Origin of the sequence: Clostridium tagluense (assembly GCF_003865095.1) — a bacterium.
Lineage (GTDB): Bacteria > Bacillota > Clostridia > Clostridiales > Clostridiaceae > Clostridium_AD > Clostridium_AD tagluense.
The window spans coordinates 16158-34387 of sequence record NZ_BHYK01000018.1; the positions used below are offsets into that span (position 1 = coordinate 16158).

15 protein-coding genes are annotated in these 18230 nt (G+C 30.2%); 13 read left to right on the top strand and 2 right to left on the bottom strand.

All coding sequences use genetic code 11. From position 1 onward, the window contains the following. The first annotated feature begins 280 nt into the window (after positions 1-280). From Ctaglu_RS15345 to Ctaglu_RS15365, 5 genes are all read left to right on the top strand, one after another. Complete coding sequence (locus Ctaglu_RS15345; protein ID WP_125003240.1) at positions 281-1243, top strand: methionine ABC transporter ATP-binding protein; 963 nt, start codon at positions 281-283, stop codon at positions 1241-1243. Beyond that, positions 1236-1901, top strand: coding sequence for a methionine ABC transporter permease (locus Ctaglu_RS15350; RefSeq protein WP_253199364.1), 666 nt, complete (start codon positions 1236-1238; stop codon positions 1899-1901). Before Ctaglu_RS15345 ends, Ctaglu_RS15350 begins: the two co-directional genes overlap by 8 nt. A 62-nt stretch (positions 1902-1963) precedes the next feature. Further along, the gene (locus tag Ctaglu_RS15355; protein WP_125003358.1) at positions 1964-2767 is read left to right on the top strand and encodes a MetQ/NlpA family ABC transporter substrate-binding protein; all 804 of its coding nucleotides are present in this window, start codon (positions 1964-1966) and stop codon (positions 2765-2767) included. A 60-nt stretch (positions 2768-2827) separates the two neighbouring features. Further along, positions 2828-3901, top strand: coding sequence for a uroporphyrinogen decarboxylase family protein (locus Ctaglu_RS15360; RefSeq protein ID WP_125003360.1), 1074 nt, complete (start codon positions 2828-2830; stop codon positions 3899-3901). Positions 3902-4081: 180 nt separating this feature from the next. Then, positions 4082-5530: a lipopolysaccharide biosynthesis protein gene (locus Ctaglu_RS15365; protein WP_185732732.1), complete on the top strand. Its 1449-nt coding sequence runs from the start codon at positions 4082-4084 to the stop codon at positions 5528-5530. A 59-nt stretch (positions 5531-5589) separates the two neighbouring features. Here the strand turns inward: Ctaglu_RS15365 and Ctaglu_RS15370 are convergent, their stop codons facing one another. Further along, entirely contained in the window at positions 5590-6267 is a 678-nt protein-coding gene (locus tag Ctaglu_RS15370; protein ID WP_125003246.1) for a YARHG domain-containing protein, read from the bottom strand. Positions 6268-6653: 386 nt separating this feature from the next. Further along, positions 6654-8372: a methyl-accepting chemotaxis protein gene (locus Ctaglu_RS15375; protein WP_125003248.1), complete on the bottom strand. Its 1719-nt coding sequence runs from the start codon at positions 8370-8372 to the stop codon at positions 6654-6656. A 368-nt stretch (positions 8373-8740) separates the two neighbouring features. On the opposite strand from Ctaglu_RS15375, the gene Ctaglu_RS15380 reads away from it, so the two are divergent. The 8 genes from Ctaglu_RS15380 to Ctaglu_RS15415 all read left to right on the top strand — a co-directional run bounded on the left by Ctaglu_RS15380 (position 8741) and on the right by Ctaglu_RS15415 (position 18226). Beyond that, entirely contained in the window at positions 8741-9664 is a 924-nt protein-coding gene (locus Ctaglu_RS15380; protein ID WP_125003250.1) for an NUDIX hydrolase, read from the top strand. 137 nt (positions 9665-9801) lie between these two features. Further along, a complete protein-coding gene (locus tag Ctaglu_RS15385) occupies positions 9802-11292 on the top strand; it encodes a nicotinate phosphoribosyltransferase (protein WP_125003252.1) in 1491 nt (496 codons plus the stop codon). 43 nt (positions 11293-11335) lie between these two features. Further along, a complete protein-coding gene (locus Ctaglu_RS15390) occupies positions 11336-14023 on the top strand; it encodes a sigma-54-dependent transcriptional regulator (protein ID WP_125003253.1) in 2688 nt (895 codons plus the stop codon). A 307-nt stretch (positions 14024-14330) separates the two neighbouring features. Further along, entirely contained in the window at positions 14331-14648 is a 318-nt protein-coding gene (locus Ctaglu_RS15395; protein WP_125003255.1) for a PTS sugar transporter subunit IIB, read from the top strand. A gap of 93 nt (positions 14649-14741) precedes the next feature. Continuing rightward, positions 14742-16070, top strand: coding sequence for a PTS cellobiose transporter subunit IIC (gene celB / locus Ctaglu_RS15400; RefSeq protein WP_125003257.1), 1329 nt, complete (start codon positions 14742-14744; stop codon positions 16068-16070). 120 nt (positions 16071-16190) lie between these two features. Then, positions 16191-16508, top strand: coding sequence for a PTS sugar transporter subunit IIA (locus Ctaglu_RS15405; protein ID WP_125003259.1), 318 nt, complete (start codon positions 16191-16193; stop codon positions 16506-16508). A 52-nt stretch (positions 16509-16560) separates the two neighbouring features. Next, positions 16561-17874, top strand: coding sequence for a 6-phospho-beta-glucosidase (locus tag Ctaglu_RS15410; RefSeq protein ID WP_125003261.1), 1314 nt, complete (start codon positions 16561-16563; stop codon positions 17872-17874). Positions 17875-17965: 91 nt separating this feature from the next. Then, entirely contained in the window at positions 17966-18226 is a 261-nt protein-coding gene (locus tag Ctaglu_RS15415) for an HPr family phosphocarrier protein (RefSeq protein ID WP_125003262.1), read from the top strand. Positions 18227-18230 lie beyond the last annotated feature (4 nt).

Consider the following 18230-nt stretch of genomic DNA (forward strand, 5'->3'; position numbering starts at 1 on the left):
CTTATTGTAAATTGATCATCTATTGGCATTTCTTATAATTATAGAAAATGTTTAATCATGATGATACAATACTAAAGTATCATATGGATATAGATACTATATAATATGGTTTTGAATTGCTTTTAAGATTTAAAGAGCGAGTGGCTGTCAAAAAGTTTGGCAGTTTATTTTATGTTCAGCGTGCTTGCTCAGTTTATAAGATAATATGGAGGCTCTTAAAAATTACAGTAGAAGCATTAGATTTTATAAAAAAAAAAATATTTAAAAGGAGCTACAATAAATGATAGAAATATCAAATTTACAAAAATGTTATGGAGATATAAAAGTATTACGTGATATAAATGTGGAAATAGATGAGGGAGATATATATGGCCTTTTAGGAGTAAGTGGAGCAGGGAAATCAACTCTTTTAAGGTGTATAAATGGACTTGAATCATATGAAGGTGGCAGCTTAAAAGTAAATGGTGTAGAAGTAAAAGATTTAAAAGAAAAGGAACTTAGAGAGTTTAGGAAAAATATAGGGATGATATTTCAACAATTTTCTCTACTTGAAAGAAAAACTGTATATGAAAATGTAGCATTGCCTATGAATTGTTGGGGATATAAAAAACAAGATATAGATAAAAAAGTAAAAGAGTTATTAAATTTAGTAGAACTTGGAGATAAGTTAAATTCTAAACCTAGGGAGTTAAGCGGAGGACAAAAACAAAGAGTTGCTATAGCGAGAGCACTTACGCTAAATCCACAAATATTATTATGTGATGAAGCAACGTCATCATTAGATCCGAGTATAACAAATTCTATTTTAGAATTGCTTAAAAAGATAAATAAAGAGCTAGGTATAACTATAGTAGTAGTTACACATCAAATGAATGTAGTAAAAAAAGTGTGCAATAAAATGGCAATATTAAGCAGAGGAAATTTAGAAGCAAAAGGAACAGTAGAAGATATATTTATGGACAAGCCTAAGGTTTTAGAGGAACTTTTGGGAGAACCAGAATATAAGATAAAACCAAAAGAAGGAGTAAATATAGAAATAATAGAGAGAGATAATATTCAAGACCATTCACTTTTATCTAGCTTAGCAATAGAGACAGGTGTTAAATACTCTTTGGTATGGGGAGGGACAGATAAATACAGAGATAAGATATTAGCATCTTTTATTATAAATATAAATGAAAATGATAAATTAAAAGTTACAAATTATTTAAATAAACAAGATATTGAATGGAGGGATGCATAAGGTGGATGAAATTTTAATAATGATGGATAAAATAATTGTTCCTAGTTTATGGCAAACAATATATATGATAATATTATCCACGTTTTTATCTACTGTAATTGGATTTATATTAGCCATAGTACTCGTAGTAACGGATGGAAAAGGCCTTAAACCTAATAAAATAATTTATGGTATGTTAAATGCAATAATCAATGTATTAAGATCAATTCCATTTATTATACTTGCAGTAGCTATAATACCATTTACAAGAAGTATTGTAGGAACATCTATAGGAGAGAATGCAGCCATAATTCCATTAACAATAGCTGCAGCACCATTTATTGCTAGATTAATAGAAAGTAGTTTAAAAGAAGTAAATCCTAGCTTAATAGAAGCAGCTAAATCTTTTGGGGCTTCAACTAGTCAGATAATATTTAAGGTAATGATAAAGGAAGCTATACCATCAATAAATTTAAACTTAACATTGGCTACAATAACTATATTAGGGTTAACAGCAATGGCAGGTGCAGTAGGAGCTGGAGGATTAGGAGCGGTTGGGCTTACATATGGTTATCAAAGTTTTAATGATACTGTAATGTATACGACTTTAGCTTTATTAGTGATAGTAGTTGGAATTATACAATTTGTAGGAAATGCTATTTATAAAAAATTAAAATAAAAATATTTTACACATTTTGAGGAGGATTTAAAATGAAAAACAAAAGCATAGGAGGATTTAAAATGAAAAAGAAAAGTATGGTAGGTATTTTAGTGGCTCTAACATTAACACTGGGAATGGTTGGTTGTGGAAGTAAACCACAAGCAAGCAAAGAAACAAAGGGTAAAAAAATTATAACAATAGGAACTTCAGTTATATCAAAGGATGTTTTAGAAGAGGCTCAGAAAGTATTTAACAAAAAAAGCAGTATTTACGAAATGAAAGTAAAACTATTTGATGATGCAATAACACCTAATATGGCAGTTGATGATGGAAGCATAGATGGTAATTTTTATCAATATGAAGATTATTTAAACAATTTTAATAAGGATAGAAAGACAACGTTAAAGCCATATGGTAAGCCGGTTTTCGCATTTCAAATAGGGTTATATTCGAATAAGGTTAAGAAAATATCTGATATTAAAGATGGAATGACAGTTGCAGTATCTAATGATAACTCTAATAGAGCATTAGCATTAAAGCTATTGGAGAAAGAAGGAGTAATTAAGATTAAAGATGACATTAAAGTACCAAATGTTTTAGATATTGCTGAAAATAAACATAATTTAAAATTTGTTGAAATGGAAAGACTAAATTTAGCAAATGCATTAAATGATACTGATATGGCTATAGTTATGGCGGATGTTATGCTGAAAGCTGGTAAAAATTCAGAAAATGCTTTAGCTTTTGCACAAGAAGAAGGTATTGTTTTAGTAACAAAAGAAGAAAAAGAGTGGGCAAAGGAAGTTGAAGAAGCTTTAACTAGTAATGAAGTTAAAACCTTTATAAAAGAAAAAAGTAAAGGAACAAAAATACCTCTATTTTAATTTATGAAATCTAATGATAAAAAATTAAAATACTATAAATTAGAAAGGGAAGGTGGAAGAGTGGCAATTTTTAGAGATGAAATGACGTCTATTGAGAGAAGAGAAGCTTATTTTAGAGGAGAAGAAGTAGATAGATTACCTTGTGCTATTATGTTTGAAGAAACAGCAGCAGTATACGCAGGTATAAATGTTAAAGAATATTATTTTGATTCTGATAAAATGCTTCAAGCTGAAAAATTTATAGTAAGAGAATTTGGAGCAGAAAGCTGTGGAATTAATGTAACATTAAGAGGAATGGCTGAAGCTCTTGGAAGTAATATAGGATATAGCGCTACAAGAGCTTCGTTTTTAATAGATCCTGTTTTAAAAGATTATAAAATGTTAGAAAGCATGGATATTGTAAATCCTTATAAAGACGGTAGACTTCCAATAATATTAGAAGCATTAGGTAAGATAAAAAAGGAATTAGGAAATGAGGCAAGTGTAGGAAGTGGAGTATCAGGGCCTATTAGTGCAGCTGCTTTAGTTAGAGGCACGGAGAATCTTATGAGAGATTTTATACAAAACAAAGAAGGCCTACATAAGCTATTAGAATTTATAACAGAGTGTAACTTGGCTTATGTTCGAGCAGTTTATAGGGAACATGGATTAGTCTGTGGTATAGGGGATCCAGTATCCTGTGGGAATTTATTAAGTCCTAAGCTGTTTAATGAATTTTCAAAGCCATATCTTAAAAAAACTATAGATGGAATATATAAGATAACAGGTAAAAAGCCATCCCTTCATATATGTGGAAAAACAAAAGGGATTTGGAGTGAATTACGTGATTTGAATATATCAGCTTTTAGTGTTGATAATTGTGAAGATATGGAAGAAGTGAAAAATGTACTGGGGAACAAGATGTGTTTAGTTGGAAATATTGATCCTGTTTCTGTCATAAGAAATGGAACAGTTGAGGATGTGTATAGAGAGGTTAAAAGCTGTATACAAAAGGCAGCGGATAGTCCAAAAGGGTATATAATTGGAACAGGATGTGATATTCCTAGCGGTGCTCCAATTGAAAATATAAAAGCAGTTATAGAGGCAACTAAAAAATATAGTGGTAGAGTTTCTATTGGAAAAAGAAATAATTAGAATATTAAAATGGTTATAATTTATAGAAAAGTATACAATATAATCCTGTTAAGGAGTATAATTAACACTGCATATGAACTGCTGTCCATATGCAGCTTTTTTTTATGTTTTCTTGAGATTAAGGCATCCTCAAAATAACAAATTAGCATAATGGAAATACGATCAACAGGGGGCATACTTATGAGAACAAGTAAACTTATTAAAAATTCTGCAATATATACTATTGGAGATTTATTGCCAAAAGTAATTTCAGTTTTGATGATTTCAATATATACAAATCCGGCTATCTTAAGCATTAGCCAAAAGGGAATAGTAGATCTTATAATGCCTATTGGATCTATATTTTCTACTTTCTATTTATTAGGGTTAGATGCAGCGCTGAATAGATTTTATTATAGTGATAAAGATGAAGAAAAGAGAAAAGTACTTATTAGTACTTTATGGATATTTTTATTTGCATATACTTTGATATTAAGTGTGGGTTTAATTATATTTGGACAAGGATTAAGTAAGTTAGTATTTAAGAATATACCCTTTGACCCATTCTTTAAATTAATGATTATAAATTGTTTTTTTTCAACTTTTACTATAATGCCATTAACTCTTTTCAGAATGAAAGAACAAGCATTAAGATTTGGTATATTCAACATATTAACCACATTTTTAAATGTAAGCTTTTGTATTTATTTTGTAGTTTTTTTAAAACAAGGAGCAGAAGGAAATATAAAGGGATATATACTGTGTAATTTGGTATTTGCAATAGTATATCTAGCATTAACATTTAAGGATTTAAAATGTAAAATTTCCTTACCTATTTTAAAAGAAAGCTTAAAGTATGGTATTCCCCTTATTCCACATGCTATCGGCGGATGGGTTCTTAATGTTTCGGATAGGTGGTTTATTGATAGATACAGAGATCTTACACAGGTAGCCATTTATGGATTAGCCTATCAAATAGGTTCATTACTAGATTTCTTAATTGGAGCAATAAATAAGGCATATGTGCCATTTTTCTTTAAAACTATAGATGAGGATGAAAATGCTAAAACAATATTTGAAAATATATTAAAATATTATTCAGTGTTAATACTATCATTAGGTTTAGGCATTGCTATGTTTTCCAAAGAAATTATTATATTATTGGCTCGCAGTAATGCTTACATCGTAGCATATAAGATAATACCTATAATTGCATTAGTTTCAGTTGTTCATGGATACTATTTTATGAGTGTGAATAGTATATTTTATGCTAAAAAGACTAAGTTTTTAGCAACGGTAACAGCTATATCAGCAGTTATTAATATAGTACTTAACTTTATATTTGTTCCTAAGTATGGGATGTATGCAGCAGCATATACAACGCTAGTAGCATATTTATTTTCTTCTATTGCCACCTATATTGTTGCACAAAACTGTTATTATATAAAATGGCATTGGAATGTTATTATTACGAATATGGCAATATGTTTGGGTGTTTATTTTGTAAGTATGATAGGGTTTGGTAATATATTTATCAATATTTTTTACAAAACAGTTATATATATGGGATATATTTCAGTATTATTTATGTTTAAGATACTTTCCTTTGATAAGTTTTTATATTATAAAAGCAAGATTTTGAAAAGATAAGAGGTATTTAGCATATAAATAAATTTAAGGGACTGATATCATATCAGTCCCTAGGGTAGTTATTTTTCATATTTTGAAATTAATTGTATGTTATACATTTCTATATCGGTTAATTCTCCATCAGAGCCTTGAAAGTCAGGATTTGGTTTATACCAAGATTTTTTTTCGAAATAACTCTTAAATTGTTCAGCTTTAAATACAAAACCATGTCTAGCATAGATTTCATTTCTAGCCAAGGTTAAGTTTTCTTTGACTAATTTAGAAACATCAGATTCTGTTAGATTTTCACTTGCACTTTTAGGAAAAATGTAATAATCCGGGGAATTGAGGTTACTTATATCTGTTTTATCTGCAGATGCAGGAACAGCTGGTTTTATATTAGCATCTTTTTTAGTGGTAGTATCAGTAGGTGTAACCTTATTTTTTGTGGTTGTCTTCTCCGATTTTTTAGAACTATCAGAGAAAAATTTTGAAACTGAAATGTAATAGCTTCCAAAGCCTACAGATAAAAGGAGTATTAAAATACCAAGTATAATAAAAACTTTTGGTTTAGTAGATTTAGTATGAATTTTTTTTGAATTAGTTTGGTTAGTATTAATTTCTTTTGAAGAAGTATTAAAATCTAAGCTTGGTTTTTTTTCAGTAGGTATTAAATTATTATATATATTTTTACTACCACATTTTCTGCAAAAATTCGTGCCATCTTCTAATTTATAGCCACATTTAGAACAATACATAAATTATCCTCTCCTCACTAAGGTGTATAATAGATAGTATACTAAAATAAAGGTAGCTTTTAAAGCTTATAAGATAGAAAACCCAACAATTCATAATAATTTTATATTGTGAGCTTCCTTTATATACATATTTTTCACCTAAAGGACTATCAATAATGAGAATAGAAAGGTTATGTAAACTAAGAAAGTTTAACTGTAGTGGTGTGAGGCAAGCACACCTAACTTTGAACCGGAAATTAAAATGAAGTCCTGGACTTATAAGTCCAGGACTTCATTTTTAGGACATGGTCTTTGTACACTTTAGTGATACCCGTATTTACTTCAATGCAAATTCCATTATTGCTAATTTCCATAAATGCAATGAATAAAAAACATAAAATAATAAATTATATTTTAAACTTCTGAATTATCTCAGTAAGCTTTTGAGAAAGTTCTGCTTGTCCTTGTGCTGTTGATGCAACTTGTTGTATAGCAGCTGTAGTTTCATCTATGCTCTCTTTTATTGTTTCTGATTGTTCGCTTGATTTTTGTGATGTCTGGGCCATGTTTTGAATAGATTCACTTACTTGCCCAACTGTAACAGTAATACTCCTAGACATAGAAGTAATTTCCTCAGATATTTTGCTTACAATATCTGCATCATTATAATACTGATTACCTATTTCTACATAGGCATCAAATTGTGCTTGTACATCTGTATTGATAAACTTTAATATATCACTACCTGTATCTATACTGCTTTTAAATGCTTGATGAACTTTCACAATAGTTTCTTGAATGCTTGTTACTGCTTGTGAAGATTGTTCTGCAAGCTTTCTTACTTCGTCTGCTACCACTGCAAAGCCTTTGCCATTTTCTCCTGCTCTTGCTGCCTCTATTGCAGCATTTAATGCAAGTAAATTTGTTTGATCTGCTATACTTCCGATGGTATCTGCCATAAATTTTATACTATCTACTACTTTTCCATCTTCAATTGCTTTTAACATCTTATTTTGTTTTTCAGTATATATTTTTCGAGTCTCCTCTAAAGCTTTCTGACTATTACTTTGAACTTTTATAGCTCTTTCTTTAGACTGTTTTGCATTATGACTTCCTTCCATAGCTTTTGAAGTTAGTTCATTAATACTTGAATCTACTTCTTCCACAGAGGCACTTATTTCCTCTGTGGCTACACTGGAAAGTTGAGCACCAGAAGTAATAGTATTTATTGCTTCATCAATAATTTCAGTTTTGCAAGATAACTCTTCAACAGTTGCGGATAACTCTTCTGAGGAAGCACTTAAATCCTGTGAATTTTCCATAATTATTTTTACTAAGCTACTCATGTTTTCCTGTGCAGCATTTAAAGCTATAGCTGTTTGTCCAAATTCGTCTTTCATTGTAATCGTGATTGCAGTTGAAAAATCGTAGCAAGATAACCTACTAGCTAAATCTTTTATTTTGTTTAATGGACCCACTATTTTCTTACTTAATATGTATGCCATAAAAATTATAATTAAAAATGCTATAGTTGTATAAATTATAATAGAATTTTTAACACTGTTAAACTGAGCTATATTATCTGAATTTTCCTGTTCAGCTGATTTCCCATTTATGTCGATGCATTCTTGTAGTTTTGAAAGCATAGCAATTGTAAGTGTAGCTATATCTGAATTATAGATTTTAGTTGCTTCATCATAATTATTAGATTTTACAAGTTCTATTACCTTATTTTTTGATTCTCTATATTTTAATAAGTGATTTTTAAAATCATCATAAATTTTATCCTCTTTTTTTGATATTGTATTTATACTATCGTATTCACTCATATATTTTTCATCTTTTTTACCTAAATCATCAATAGTTTTTATCAGATTATCTAAATTACTTCTATCTCTTTCGAAAATGATTTTTAGCATATTAGAATTAGTTTCATTTATACCACCACGCATTTCTTCTAAATCCCTAATAGATATTAAGTTATTACTGTACATTTTATTTCCATTTTTACTTATTTTTGAAGAACTTAATATACCCTCTACTCCTATTAAAACCATAAAAATACAAATCACTGAAAATACAAATATAATTTTTTTTCTTACACTTAAATTTACAAAAAAATTCATTTTGACGCTTCCCTTCTTTTTTATAATATATTTTGAAATCATGGTGATTATTAGAAATCTATGAAAACTAGAATATGTAACTATATATTTTCTTTAGAACTATTTTCAAGGTTGCACAAACAATTGAATATTAACATATTATTGTATCAAAAAGTCGAAAATATATACAAGATGCCTATAGGGCGTTTATATAGCTATTTAGTAGGCCTGAATTACAACCAAATCATGAAAAGATTAAATCTTTAGTAGTTGTTTCAAATGTATTGACTTTGTACTAAAATGGTGCTAAGGTTATAGTATCAAAACAATACAAAGGTTGCTGATTCTACATAGTCATAAAAATAACAAATAAGAAAGGAAAACTGATTATGAGAAATATAGATATGAAAAATAAAGACGGATTAACTGAGAAGCAGTTTTTAGATAGTTACATACCAGGAGATTATGATAGGCCAGCGAATACAGTGGATATGTTACTTTTCACGGTAGATGATGTACCCGTAGAGGGGAAAGACCCAGATAAAGCACTAAAATTGCTTTTAATAAAAAGGGCAGACCATCCATACATGGGATGCTATGCTATTCCAGGAGGGTTTGTACATATTGATGAGGCCTTAAGTACTGCTTGCTTTAGAGAATTGAAAGAAGAAACTAATGTTGAGAGCGTATATTTTGAACAGTTAAAAACTTTCGGTGATTTAGTACAGCGGGATCCAAGGATGAGGGTTATTTCAATAGCTTATTTAGCATTAGCTGATAAAACTAATATTAAGGAAGTAGCGGGAGATGACGCAAGTTTTGCACAATGGTTTACAGTAAGAAAGGATTTTATTTCTTCTAATAATTCAGGAATAGAGAGAGTGGATACCTACAATTTAACTTTTGTTTCTGATGACGGTGAGATTAAGATAGGGTATCTTGTCACTGAGAGATTTATTAAAAATGGTGTTATTTCAATTAAAGTACCTTCTTATGAGCTTTTAGGATGGAGTAAAGAGGGACTTGCCTTTGATCATATTGATTTGGTGTATTGTGGCATTGAAAGATTAAAAAATAAAATAGAATATACACCTATAGCATTTACCCTTCTACCTAAATATTTTACGCTAAGAGAAATTCAAAAAGTTTATGAAGCAATACTACATTTAGAAAAGCCTTTTTCAAGAGCTAATTTTAGAAGAAAAATTAAAAAAATGGTAATAAAGACTGAAAAAGAAAAATTAACATCAGGAAGACCTGCAATCTGTTATATGTTTAATGAAAGTTGGGAACATAGTTTTTTTGATGAATAATGGAAATAAAATATTAAATTAAAAAAGAGGGATTTATATGATGGCTTTAATGAAAGTTATTTCACTATGGGAAATGCAATCAAATGGTATAGAAGTAGTAGATAGTATAATTTAACAATTAAGAGGGAGCGATATAAATGAGTAAAATATTAAACAAATTCAATCTTAAAGATGAAAGAAACCTTTCAATGTTAATGGATTTTTACGAACTAACAATGTCAAATGGATATTTTGTAAATGGGCTTTCAGATACTATTGTGTATTTTGATATGTTTTACAGAAAGAATCCAGATGGAGCAGGTTACTCAATAGTTGCAGGATTGGAGCAACTTATTGATTTTATCAAAAAGCTTAAATTCACTGGAGAAGATATTGACTACTTAAGAAGTAAAGGAATTCTAGCGGAGGAATTTTTACAATACTTATTAACCTTTAAATTTACTGGAGATATTTATGCAATACCTGAAGGAACACCGGTATTTCCGAATGAAGCACTTGTAACTGTTAAATCTAAGGTAATTGATGCACAACTTATTGAAACAATGCTTTTATTAACAGTTAATCATCAAAGCTTAATAGTCACTAAGGCCAATAGAATTGTTAGGGCTGCAAAAGGGAGACCAGTTTTAGAACTGGGAGCAAGAAGGGCACATGGAGCTGATGGAGCTATAATGGGCGCAAGAGCTTCTTATATAGGTGGCGTTGCGGGTACCGCAACTGTAATGGCAGAAACAATGTTTGGAGTTCCTGCAACTGGTACAATGGCCCATTCCTGGATACAATTATTTGGAGATGAATATAAGGCATTTGAAACCTATGCAAAAACTTACCCTGATTCCTGCACACTGCTTGTTGATACTTATAACGTTTTAAATAGTGGTATTCCTAATGCCATTAAAGTTTCCAGGGATGTGCTAGAACCTATTGGAATGAGATTAAAAGCAATTAGGCTAGACAGTGGGGACCTTGCATACCTTTCAAAGCAAGTAAGGATTATGCTTGACGATGCAGGTCTTACAGATTGTAAGATAGTAGCTTCAAACAGTCTAGATGAATATATCATTACTGATTTATTAAATCAAGGTGCTGAAATAGATATATTTGGTGTTGGTGAAAGAATGGTTACCGCTAAATCAGAACCAGTATTTGGTGGAGTTTATAAATTAGTAGCTGTTGAAGAAGATGGAGAGATTTCACCAAGAATTAAATTAAGTGAAAATGAAGAAAAAATTATCAATCCAGGATACAAAATGATTTGGAGATTATATGACAAAGATACACATAAGGCAATTGCTGATGTTATCACGTTGGCGGAGGAGGTTATAAATGAATCAGTACCTTATAATATCTTTGACCCAGTTTATACTTGGAAGAAGAAAAAAGTCACTAATTTTTATGCTAAAAAGCTTCAAGTTCCAGTTTTCCTTAAGGGAGAATGTGTATATGAATTACCAACCATAGAAGAAATAAGAATTTACTGTAAAAATCAAGTAGACAGCATATGGGAGGAAGTTAGGAGATTTTCTAACCCTCATAAATACTATGTAGATTTATCTTTGGAACTTTGGCTTGTTAAACAGGAATTAATTCAAAGGTATAGGAATTCAGAAGAGAAAAACAAAAAATAATTTGTTATTCCCCCAAAAAAAATAATAATAGAGGGGTGTAAATATGAAGAGAATTGATATTATTTATGAAAATTTAAAAGCTATATGTTATCAAGATGGAATTAATGCAAACTATTTAGCAGAAGCATTAGGGCTTACTAGAGCGAATGTAAGTAGTGATTTAAATAAATTATGTGTTGAAGGTAAAGTAAAAAAAAGTAATAGTAGACCTGTATTATTTACTGTTAATTATGAAAAGGTTCAGTGCAAGAATGAATGTGTATTTGACAGATATTTAAGAGAAAATAATAGTCTATCAGTAGCAGTGGAGTACGCTAAGGCAGCTATATTATATCCGCCTAAAGGAATGCATACGCTTATTTTAGGCGAAACAGGTGTTGGAAAATCAATGTTTGCAGAACTAATGTACAGATATGCATTAGAAGCAGGTAAAATCAAGAAGGATTCTCCATTTATAATTTTCAACTGTGCAGATTATTCAAATAATCCACAACTTCTTTTAAGTCAGTTATTTGGTGTGAAAAAGGGCGCATATACTGGGGCTGATAGCGATAGGCAGGGTTTAATAGAAAAATCACAGGGGGGGATATTATTTTTAGACGAAGTTCACAGATTACCATCTGAAGGTCAGGAAATGCTCTTTACAGTTATGGATAAGGGTATATTTAGAAGGCTTGGAGAAAGCGAAAAGGAAAGAACCTCAGAAGTGATGTTCATTTCAGCTACTACTGAAAATCCAGATTCTAATTTGCTTACAACTTTTACAAGAAGAATTCCTATGATTATAAAAATACCTAGCTTAAAAGAACGCGGATTTCAAGAAAGATTTAAGTTAATAAGAACTTTTTTCACAGAAGAATCTCATAGGCTAAGCAGAGATGTTTCAGTGTCCATTAATTCCTTAAGAGCACTTTTTAGTTATAATTGCAAAAATAATGTTGGACAACTTAAAACAGATATTCAGCTTTCTTGTGCTAAGGCATATGCTGATTTTTTAAGTAATAAAAAACAGGTCGTAAAAATAAATAGCTCTGATTTGCCTGTTTATGTTAGAGAAGGTTTATATAAGGAAAAGGAGCATAGGCAAATTTGGAATAGTATTATTGGTATAGATAACAAGTATTACGTGTTTAATAATGAATCTAATGAGGAAATTTTCGATTTTGAGAAAAAACAACAAAGCATATATGAGATTATTGATGAAAAAGCTAATGAATTAAGAGCTAAAGGAATTAGTGATATTTGTTTAGAAAAAACAATGGAAGAAGATATTGGCAGATATTTTGCGCAATATATAAGTAGAGTAAACAATAATATAAATGTATCTAATATTAAAAATTTAGTAGATCCATTTATTGTGCATGTGGTGGAAGAGATTTTAAAGTATAGTGAATTAAAGTTAAATAAAAATTTTAGCCAAAAGGTATATTTTGGCCTATCATTCCATATAAAAACCCTTGTTGATAGAGTTAAAAATAATAAAATAATAATTAATCCTCAAATTAAAAAAATTAAAAATGAATATAAAAATGAATTTAATGTAGCATTGGAATGCTTAGAGATAATAGAAAGCAATCTAGATATAAAATTACCAGTGGATGAGGCTGGATTTATAGCCATGTTTTTTGTGTTAGACCATAAAAACATTGAAAATACAGTTAATAACTCAGGTGTACTTGTTATAGCACATGGAAATAGTACTGCTACATCCATGGTGCAAACTGCTAATACTCTCTTAGGAATAGAGTATGCTGTGGCTTTTGATGCACCGCTTGATGTTAGTGCTAATGAAATCTTAAATAAAGTAAGAGAATATGTAAGAAAAGATACTAGAAAAGCTGGATATATTTTTTTAACTGATATGGGGTCATTAACTACTTTTGGTCAAGTTATAGAAAAAGAATTTAAAATTCCAGTTAAAGTAATTTCTTTGGTTAGTACGTTGCATGTTATTGAAGCAACAAGAAAATCATCTCTTGGATATAAATTAGATGATATATATAGTGATTGTTATGACATAATGCCATTTGTTGAAAACGAAATCATAGAAAAAACAAAGTGTAAAACAATGGCAATAGTAACAATATGCATGACTGGAGAGGGAAGTGCAATAGCAATTAAAAATTTACTTTTGGATAACTTAAAAATTGATGATAAATTATGTGAAATTATTCCACTCAATTTAATTCATAAAGAAAAAATTGAGAGTAGAATAATTACACTTGGTAAGGAAAAGGAAATTATAGCAATAGTGTCTCATTTTAATATAAATACTGAAATACCTCAATTTAGCTTAGAACAAGTTATAGGGTTAAATGCTATTAGTGACATACAAAAAATAGTTGATATTCAAAGTACCTATTACGGTATGGGAAAAACCTTAAAAAATCATTTGAAAAATGTTGAGGGGGAAAAAGTTTTTGAAGATGTAGAACAATTTATTTCTAAAATTCAGAAAAGTATAAAAGAAAAAATAGCTGTTGAAGATTTAATTGGTATTACCCTTCATATTAGTTGCATGATAGACAGATTAAAATCAGGAGAAAAATTTATACAATATGGGGATAAAAATAAATACATCCATAACAATAAAGGATTATATTATATAGTGAAAAATTCATTGTTCTTTATACAAGAAAAATACAAGATAAATATAATGGATGATGAAGTATGCTATATTATGAATATAATAGAAAAAAGGAAAATGCAATTTGAAAAGCTTGAAGAATAAAACACTATTTAAATAGTGTTTAAAAAAATGCATTGTAAACGAAATCATTAAAACACTAAGTGAATTATTGAAACACTATAAAATATATTGAAAAAAAATAAAACAGTGTAAACTGTAGACCATATTATGGTTAGACGTAAGTTTCAATTTTGTAAATATTTTGGATTAAAATAAGTAGCAACAATAATGGGTCCATAGCTGTAAATGGTTTGTAGGACTATCTATTAATTTAGCAACATGGTGTTTTGGCACAGATGTTGCTATTACTATATATATACAAATTTAAAATGTGATGGGGGGGGTGGAAATGAATATTTTATTATGCTGTGCAGGTGGAATGTCTACAAGTTTGCTAGTGAAAAAAATGCAAGAAGCGGCAGTACAAATGGGTATAGAGTCAAAAATATGGGCTATAGGGGAAGCTCAAGTAGTAGATAATATACAAAATGCAGATGTTTTATTATTAGGACCTCAAATTAGGTTTAAACTTAATGATTTGAAAAAAATGGGAAAAGAGCAACACATCCCTGTTGAAGTAATTAGCATGATTGATTATGGCAGAATTAATGGAAAAGCTGTACTTGAGTATGCAATGAAGTTAATTGAACTTCAGAAGGAAAGTTAGTTCTATAGGAAAAGTGAAAATTACGGTGATTTATCATTGTTAAGGTGAGTAATAATTAATAATAATTATTATTAATTACAAGGGGGCATTAATGTGAATAAGATATTAGCATTTCTTGAGAAAAGACTCATGCCAGTTGCATCTAAAGTTGCGGCCCAAAGACATATGCAGGCAATGAGGGACGGTATGGTTTTAGGCATGCCACTTTTAATTGCAGGTTCTATATTCTTAATTTTATGTAACATACCTTTACCTAATGGTGCATGGCCAAAGTGGTTAGCAAGTACATTTGGACCAAATTTTCAGGTAATGTATTTAGCAGCGCCAGCTCATGCTACTTTTTGGATATTTTCTCTAATAGTGTGTATGGGTATTTCTTATTATTTAGCTCAAAGTTATCATGTTGACCAACTACCAGCAGTAGTTATAGCCTTAGCATGCTTTTTCACAGTAACGCCACAGGACTGTGGAGGCGTAAAAGGTGCATGGGGAGTTTCGTTTGGTAATATGGGTCCTGGAGGAGTTTTTGTTGCAATTATAGTTGCATTTATATCAACAGAGGTATATAGACGTGTTATACAAAAAAATATAACTATAAAAATGCCGGAAAGTGTACCGCCAGCAATTGCAAAATCATTTGCAGCAATGATTCCAGGTATAGCGTGTATTTTTACTATGTTCATTATTCATTGCTTATGTGGATTAACACCTTATGGAAATTTACACGCACTTATTACTAAATTAATACAAATACCACTTAGTAATTTAGGCACAAGTTTACCAGCAACATTACTTATTGTATTTTTAATTCATTTATTATGGATATGCGGACTTCATGGCGCAATTATAGTTGGTGGATTAATGGAGCCAGTATGGTTAAGTTATATGGAAACAAATTTAAATTTATACAAAGCAGGTAGTCCAGTTACTCAAATTATTAGTAAGCAGTTTTTTGATTCATGGGTTTATGTAGGAGGATCAGGAGCTACTTTAGCATTAGTTATTTTAATGGTAGTAAGGGCTAAAAGTAAGCAAGGTAAAACTTTTGGTAAATCAGTTATTGGAAGTTCATTATTTAATATTAATGAGCCAGTTATATTTGGTATGCCAATTGTAATGAATGCGTTACTTATTATTCCATTCATATTAACACCATTAGTGTTGGTTGTAGTTACTTATTTCTCCATGAAGTGTGGATTTGTAGCAAAACCAGTGGGAATAGTTGTACATTGGGCCACACCACCGATTATTGGAGGATTTCTAGCAACAGGTGGAAAAATATCGGGAGCTGTTCTTCAAATAGTTAACTTCGGAATAGCAATGGTTATATATTATCCTTTCTTCCTTGCATGGGACAAAAAGTGCGTACAAGAAGAAAGTCAAGCTACAATTACTTCATTGAAACCTAATGTGAATATGTAATATTTTTTAAATTGAGAATTGAGAGTGGAGAATTGAAAATTAAGATGGATTTTTCCCTTAGGAAAAATATAATTAACTCTCAATTTTCAATTCTCAACTAATAAAAAGGGGATGTTAATTATGGACAATGTGGATAATCAAGAAGTAATAATGCAACTTATAGTTTTAGGTGGAAACGCTAGAAGCATAAGTATGCAAGCAATAGTAGAAGCTAAAAATGGTAATATTTTAAAAGCAAAAGAAACCCTTAAGGAAGCATCAGTAGAATTAAACAATGCTCACAAAATTCAAACACAATTAATACAAAAAGAAATATCAGGACAAGGAGTGGAGATATCTCTATTAATGATACATGCCCAAGATCATTTGATGAATGCGATAACAGTAAAGGATTTGGCAACAGAATTTATTGCTTTATATGAAAAGATAGCAGACTAAGTAAAATGGAGTTATGCATGGCTATATGCGATATAAAGAGGAGAGTGCATATATGATGGGACTTAAAATTGTTACAATAGGTGGGGGTTCAAGTTATACACCAGAATTAATAGAGGGATTTATAAAAAGATATGATACATTACCAGTAACAGAAATTTGGCTTGTAGATATTGAAGAAGGCAGAGAAAAATTAAACATAATATGTGAATTAGCCAATAGGATGATTAAAAAATCAGGTTTACCAATTAGTGTTTATGGAACTTTAGACAGGACAACTGCTTTAAAGGATGCTGATTTCGTAACTACTCAAATACGAGTAGGGGGACTAGAAGCCCGAATTATAGATGAAAAAATTCCGCTGAAATATAAAGTTATAGGACAAGAAACTAACGGACCGGGGGGGCTATTTAAGGCTCTTAGAACTATCCCAGTTATATTAGGCATAGCTACGGAAATGGAAAAACTATGTCCTAATGCATGGCTTATAAATTTTACTAACCCAGCAGGGATGGTTACAGAAGCAGTTTTAAAATATGGAAAAATTAAAAAAGTAGTAGGGCTATGTAATGTACCGATACATATGGAAATGAATATTGCAAAAGCTTTAGAGGTAGAACCAAACCGTATCCGTGTAGATTTTGCAGGATTAAACCATATGGTTTATGGACTAAATGTATATTTAGATGGGGTGCGCGTTACTGAAAAGGTTATAGACACTATACTTAATGGTGATGCATATATGTCTATGAAAAATATAATAGATTTAGATTGGGAAAAAGATTTTATAAAGGCGTTAGGGGTAATACCTTGTCCATATCATAGATATTATTATAAGGCAGATGAAATGCTAAACAATGAATTAAGTGAAGCCGAGACCTTAGGAACAAGAGGTGAGGTTGTAAAACAAATTGAGAAAGAATTATTTGAACTTTATAAAGATCAAAATTTAGATATAAAACCACCACAACTTGAAAAACGTGGAGGTGCTTATTATAGTGATGCGGCTTGTAGATTAATTGAATCAATTTATAATGATAGGAAAGATATCCAAGTAGTTAATACTAGAAATAATGGTGCGATTTCAGGTATTCCGAGAGATTCAGCGGTTGAGATAAGCTGTGTTATTACAAAAGAGGGACCTGTCCCATGCACCCTAGGTGAACTTCCTATAGCAACACAAGGGCTTATAATGCAAATTAAAGCTTTTGAAATTATATCAGTAGAAGCTGCAATAACAGGTGATTATCATAAAGCATTATTAGCAATGACTATTAATCCATTAGTTCCATCTGATACTTTGGCTAAGAAAATACTTGATGAAATGCTTGAGGCACATAAAAAATACTTACCAATATTTTATAAATGATGATTTAATGGTGATGTTAAATAAAAGTAATTATTCTTACAATTATAAAAAAATATTGATGTTAGATAATTTATGGAAAGGAGGAAATACATTGAAAAGTGAAAAAGTAATTTTGGGAAATGAGGTAGGACTTCACGCAAGACCTGCTGCTTTACTTATAAAGGAAGCATCAAAATATAAAAGTCAGATAAATATTATAAAAGAGGAAAAAAATTATAACGGAAAAAGTATAATATCAATTTTATCAATGGCTGCAATAAAAGGTGATGAGTTAACCGTATTAGCAGAGGGTGAAGATGAAGCTGAGGCAGTAAATTCACTTAAAGAATTTATAGCAAATTATAAGGACTAACTAG

Excerpts from the sequence above, each read along its gene's own strand:
- Ctaglu_RS15345 (WP_125003240.1), top strand. The coding sequence starts at position 281 with ATGATAGAAATATCAAATTTACAAAAATGTTATGGAGATATAAAAGTA.
- Ctaglu_RS15350 (WP_253199364.1), top strand. The coding sequence starts at position 1,236 with ATGCATAAGGTGGATGAAATTTTAATAATGATGGATAAAATAATTGTT.
- Ctaglu_RS15355 (WP_125003358.1), top strand. The coding sequence starts at position 1,964 with ATGAAAAAGAAAAGTATGGTAGGTATTTTAGTGGCTCTAACATTAACA.
- Ctaglu_RS15365 (WP_185732732.1), top strand. The coding sequence starts at position 4,082 with ATGAGAACAAGTAAACTTATTAAAAATTCTGCAATATATACTATTGGA.
- Ctaglu_RS15370 (WP_125003246.1), bottom strand. The coding sequence starts at position 6,267 with ATGTATTGTTCTAAATGTGGCTATAAATTAGAAGATGGCACGAATTTT.
- Ctaglu_RS15375 (WP_125003248.1), bottom strand. The coding sequence starts at position 8,372 with ATGAATTTTTTTGTAAATTTAAGTGTAAGAAAAAAAATTATATTTGTA.
- Ctaglu_RS15380 (WP_125003250.1), top strand. The coding sequence starts at position 8,741 with ATGAGAAATATAGATATGAAAAATAAAGACGGATTAACTGAGAAGCAG.
- Ctaglu_RS15385 (WP_125003252.1), top strand. The coding sequence starts at position 9,802 with ATGAGTAAAATATTAAACAAATTCAATCTTAAAGATGAAAGAAACCTT.
- Ctaglu_RS15390 (WP_125003253.1), top strand. The coding sequence starts at position 11,336 with ATGAAGAGAATTGATATTATTTATGAAAATTTAAAAGCTATATGTTAT.
- Ctaglu_RS15395 (WP_125003255.1), top strand. The coding sequence starts at position 14,331 with ATGAATATTTTATTATGCTGTGCAGGTGGAATGTCTACAAGTTTGCTA.
- Ctaglu_RS15405 (WP_125003259.1), top strand. The coding sequence starts at position 16,191 with ATGGACAATGTGGATAATCAAGAAGTAATAATGCAACTTATAGTTTTA.
- Ctaglu_RS15410 (WP_125003261.1), top strand. The coding sequence starts at position 16,561 with ATGATGGGACTTAAAATTGTTACAATAGGTGGGGGTTCAAGTTATACA.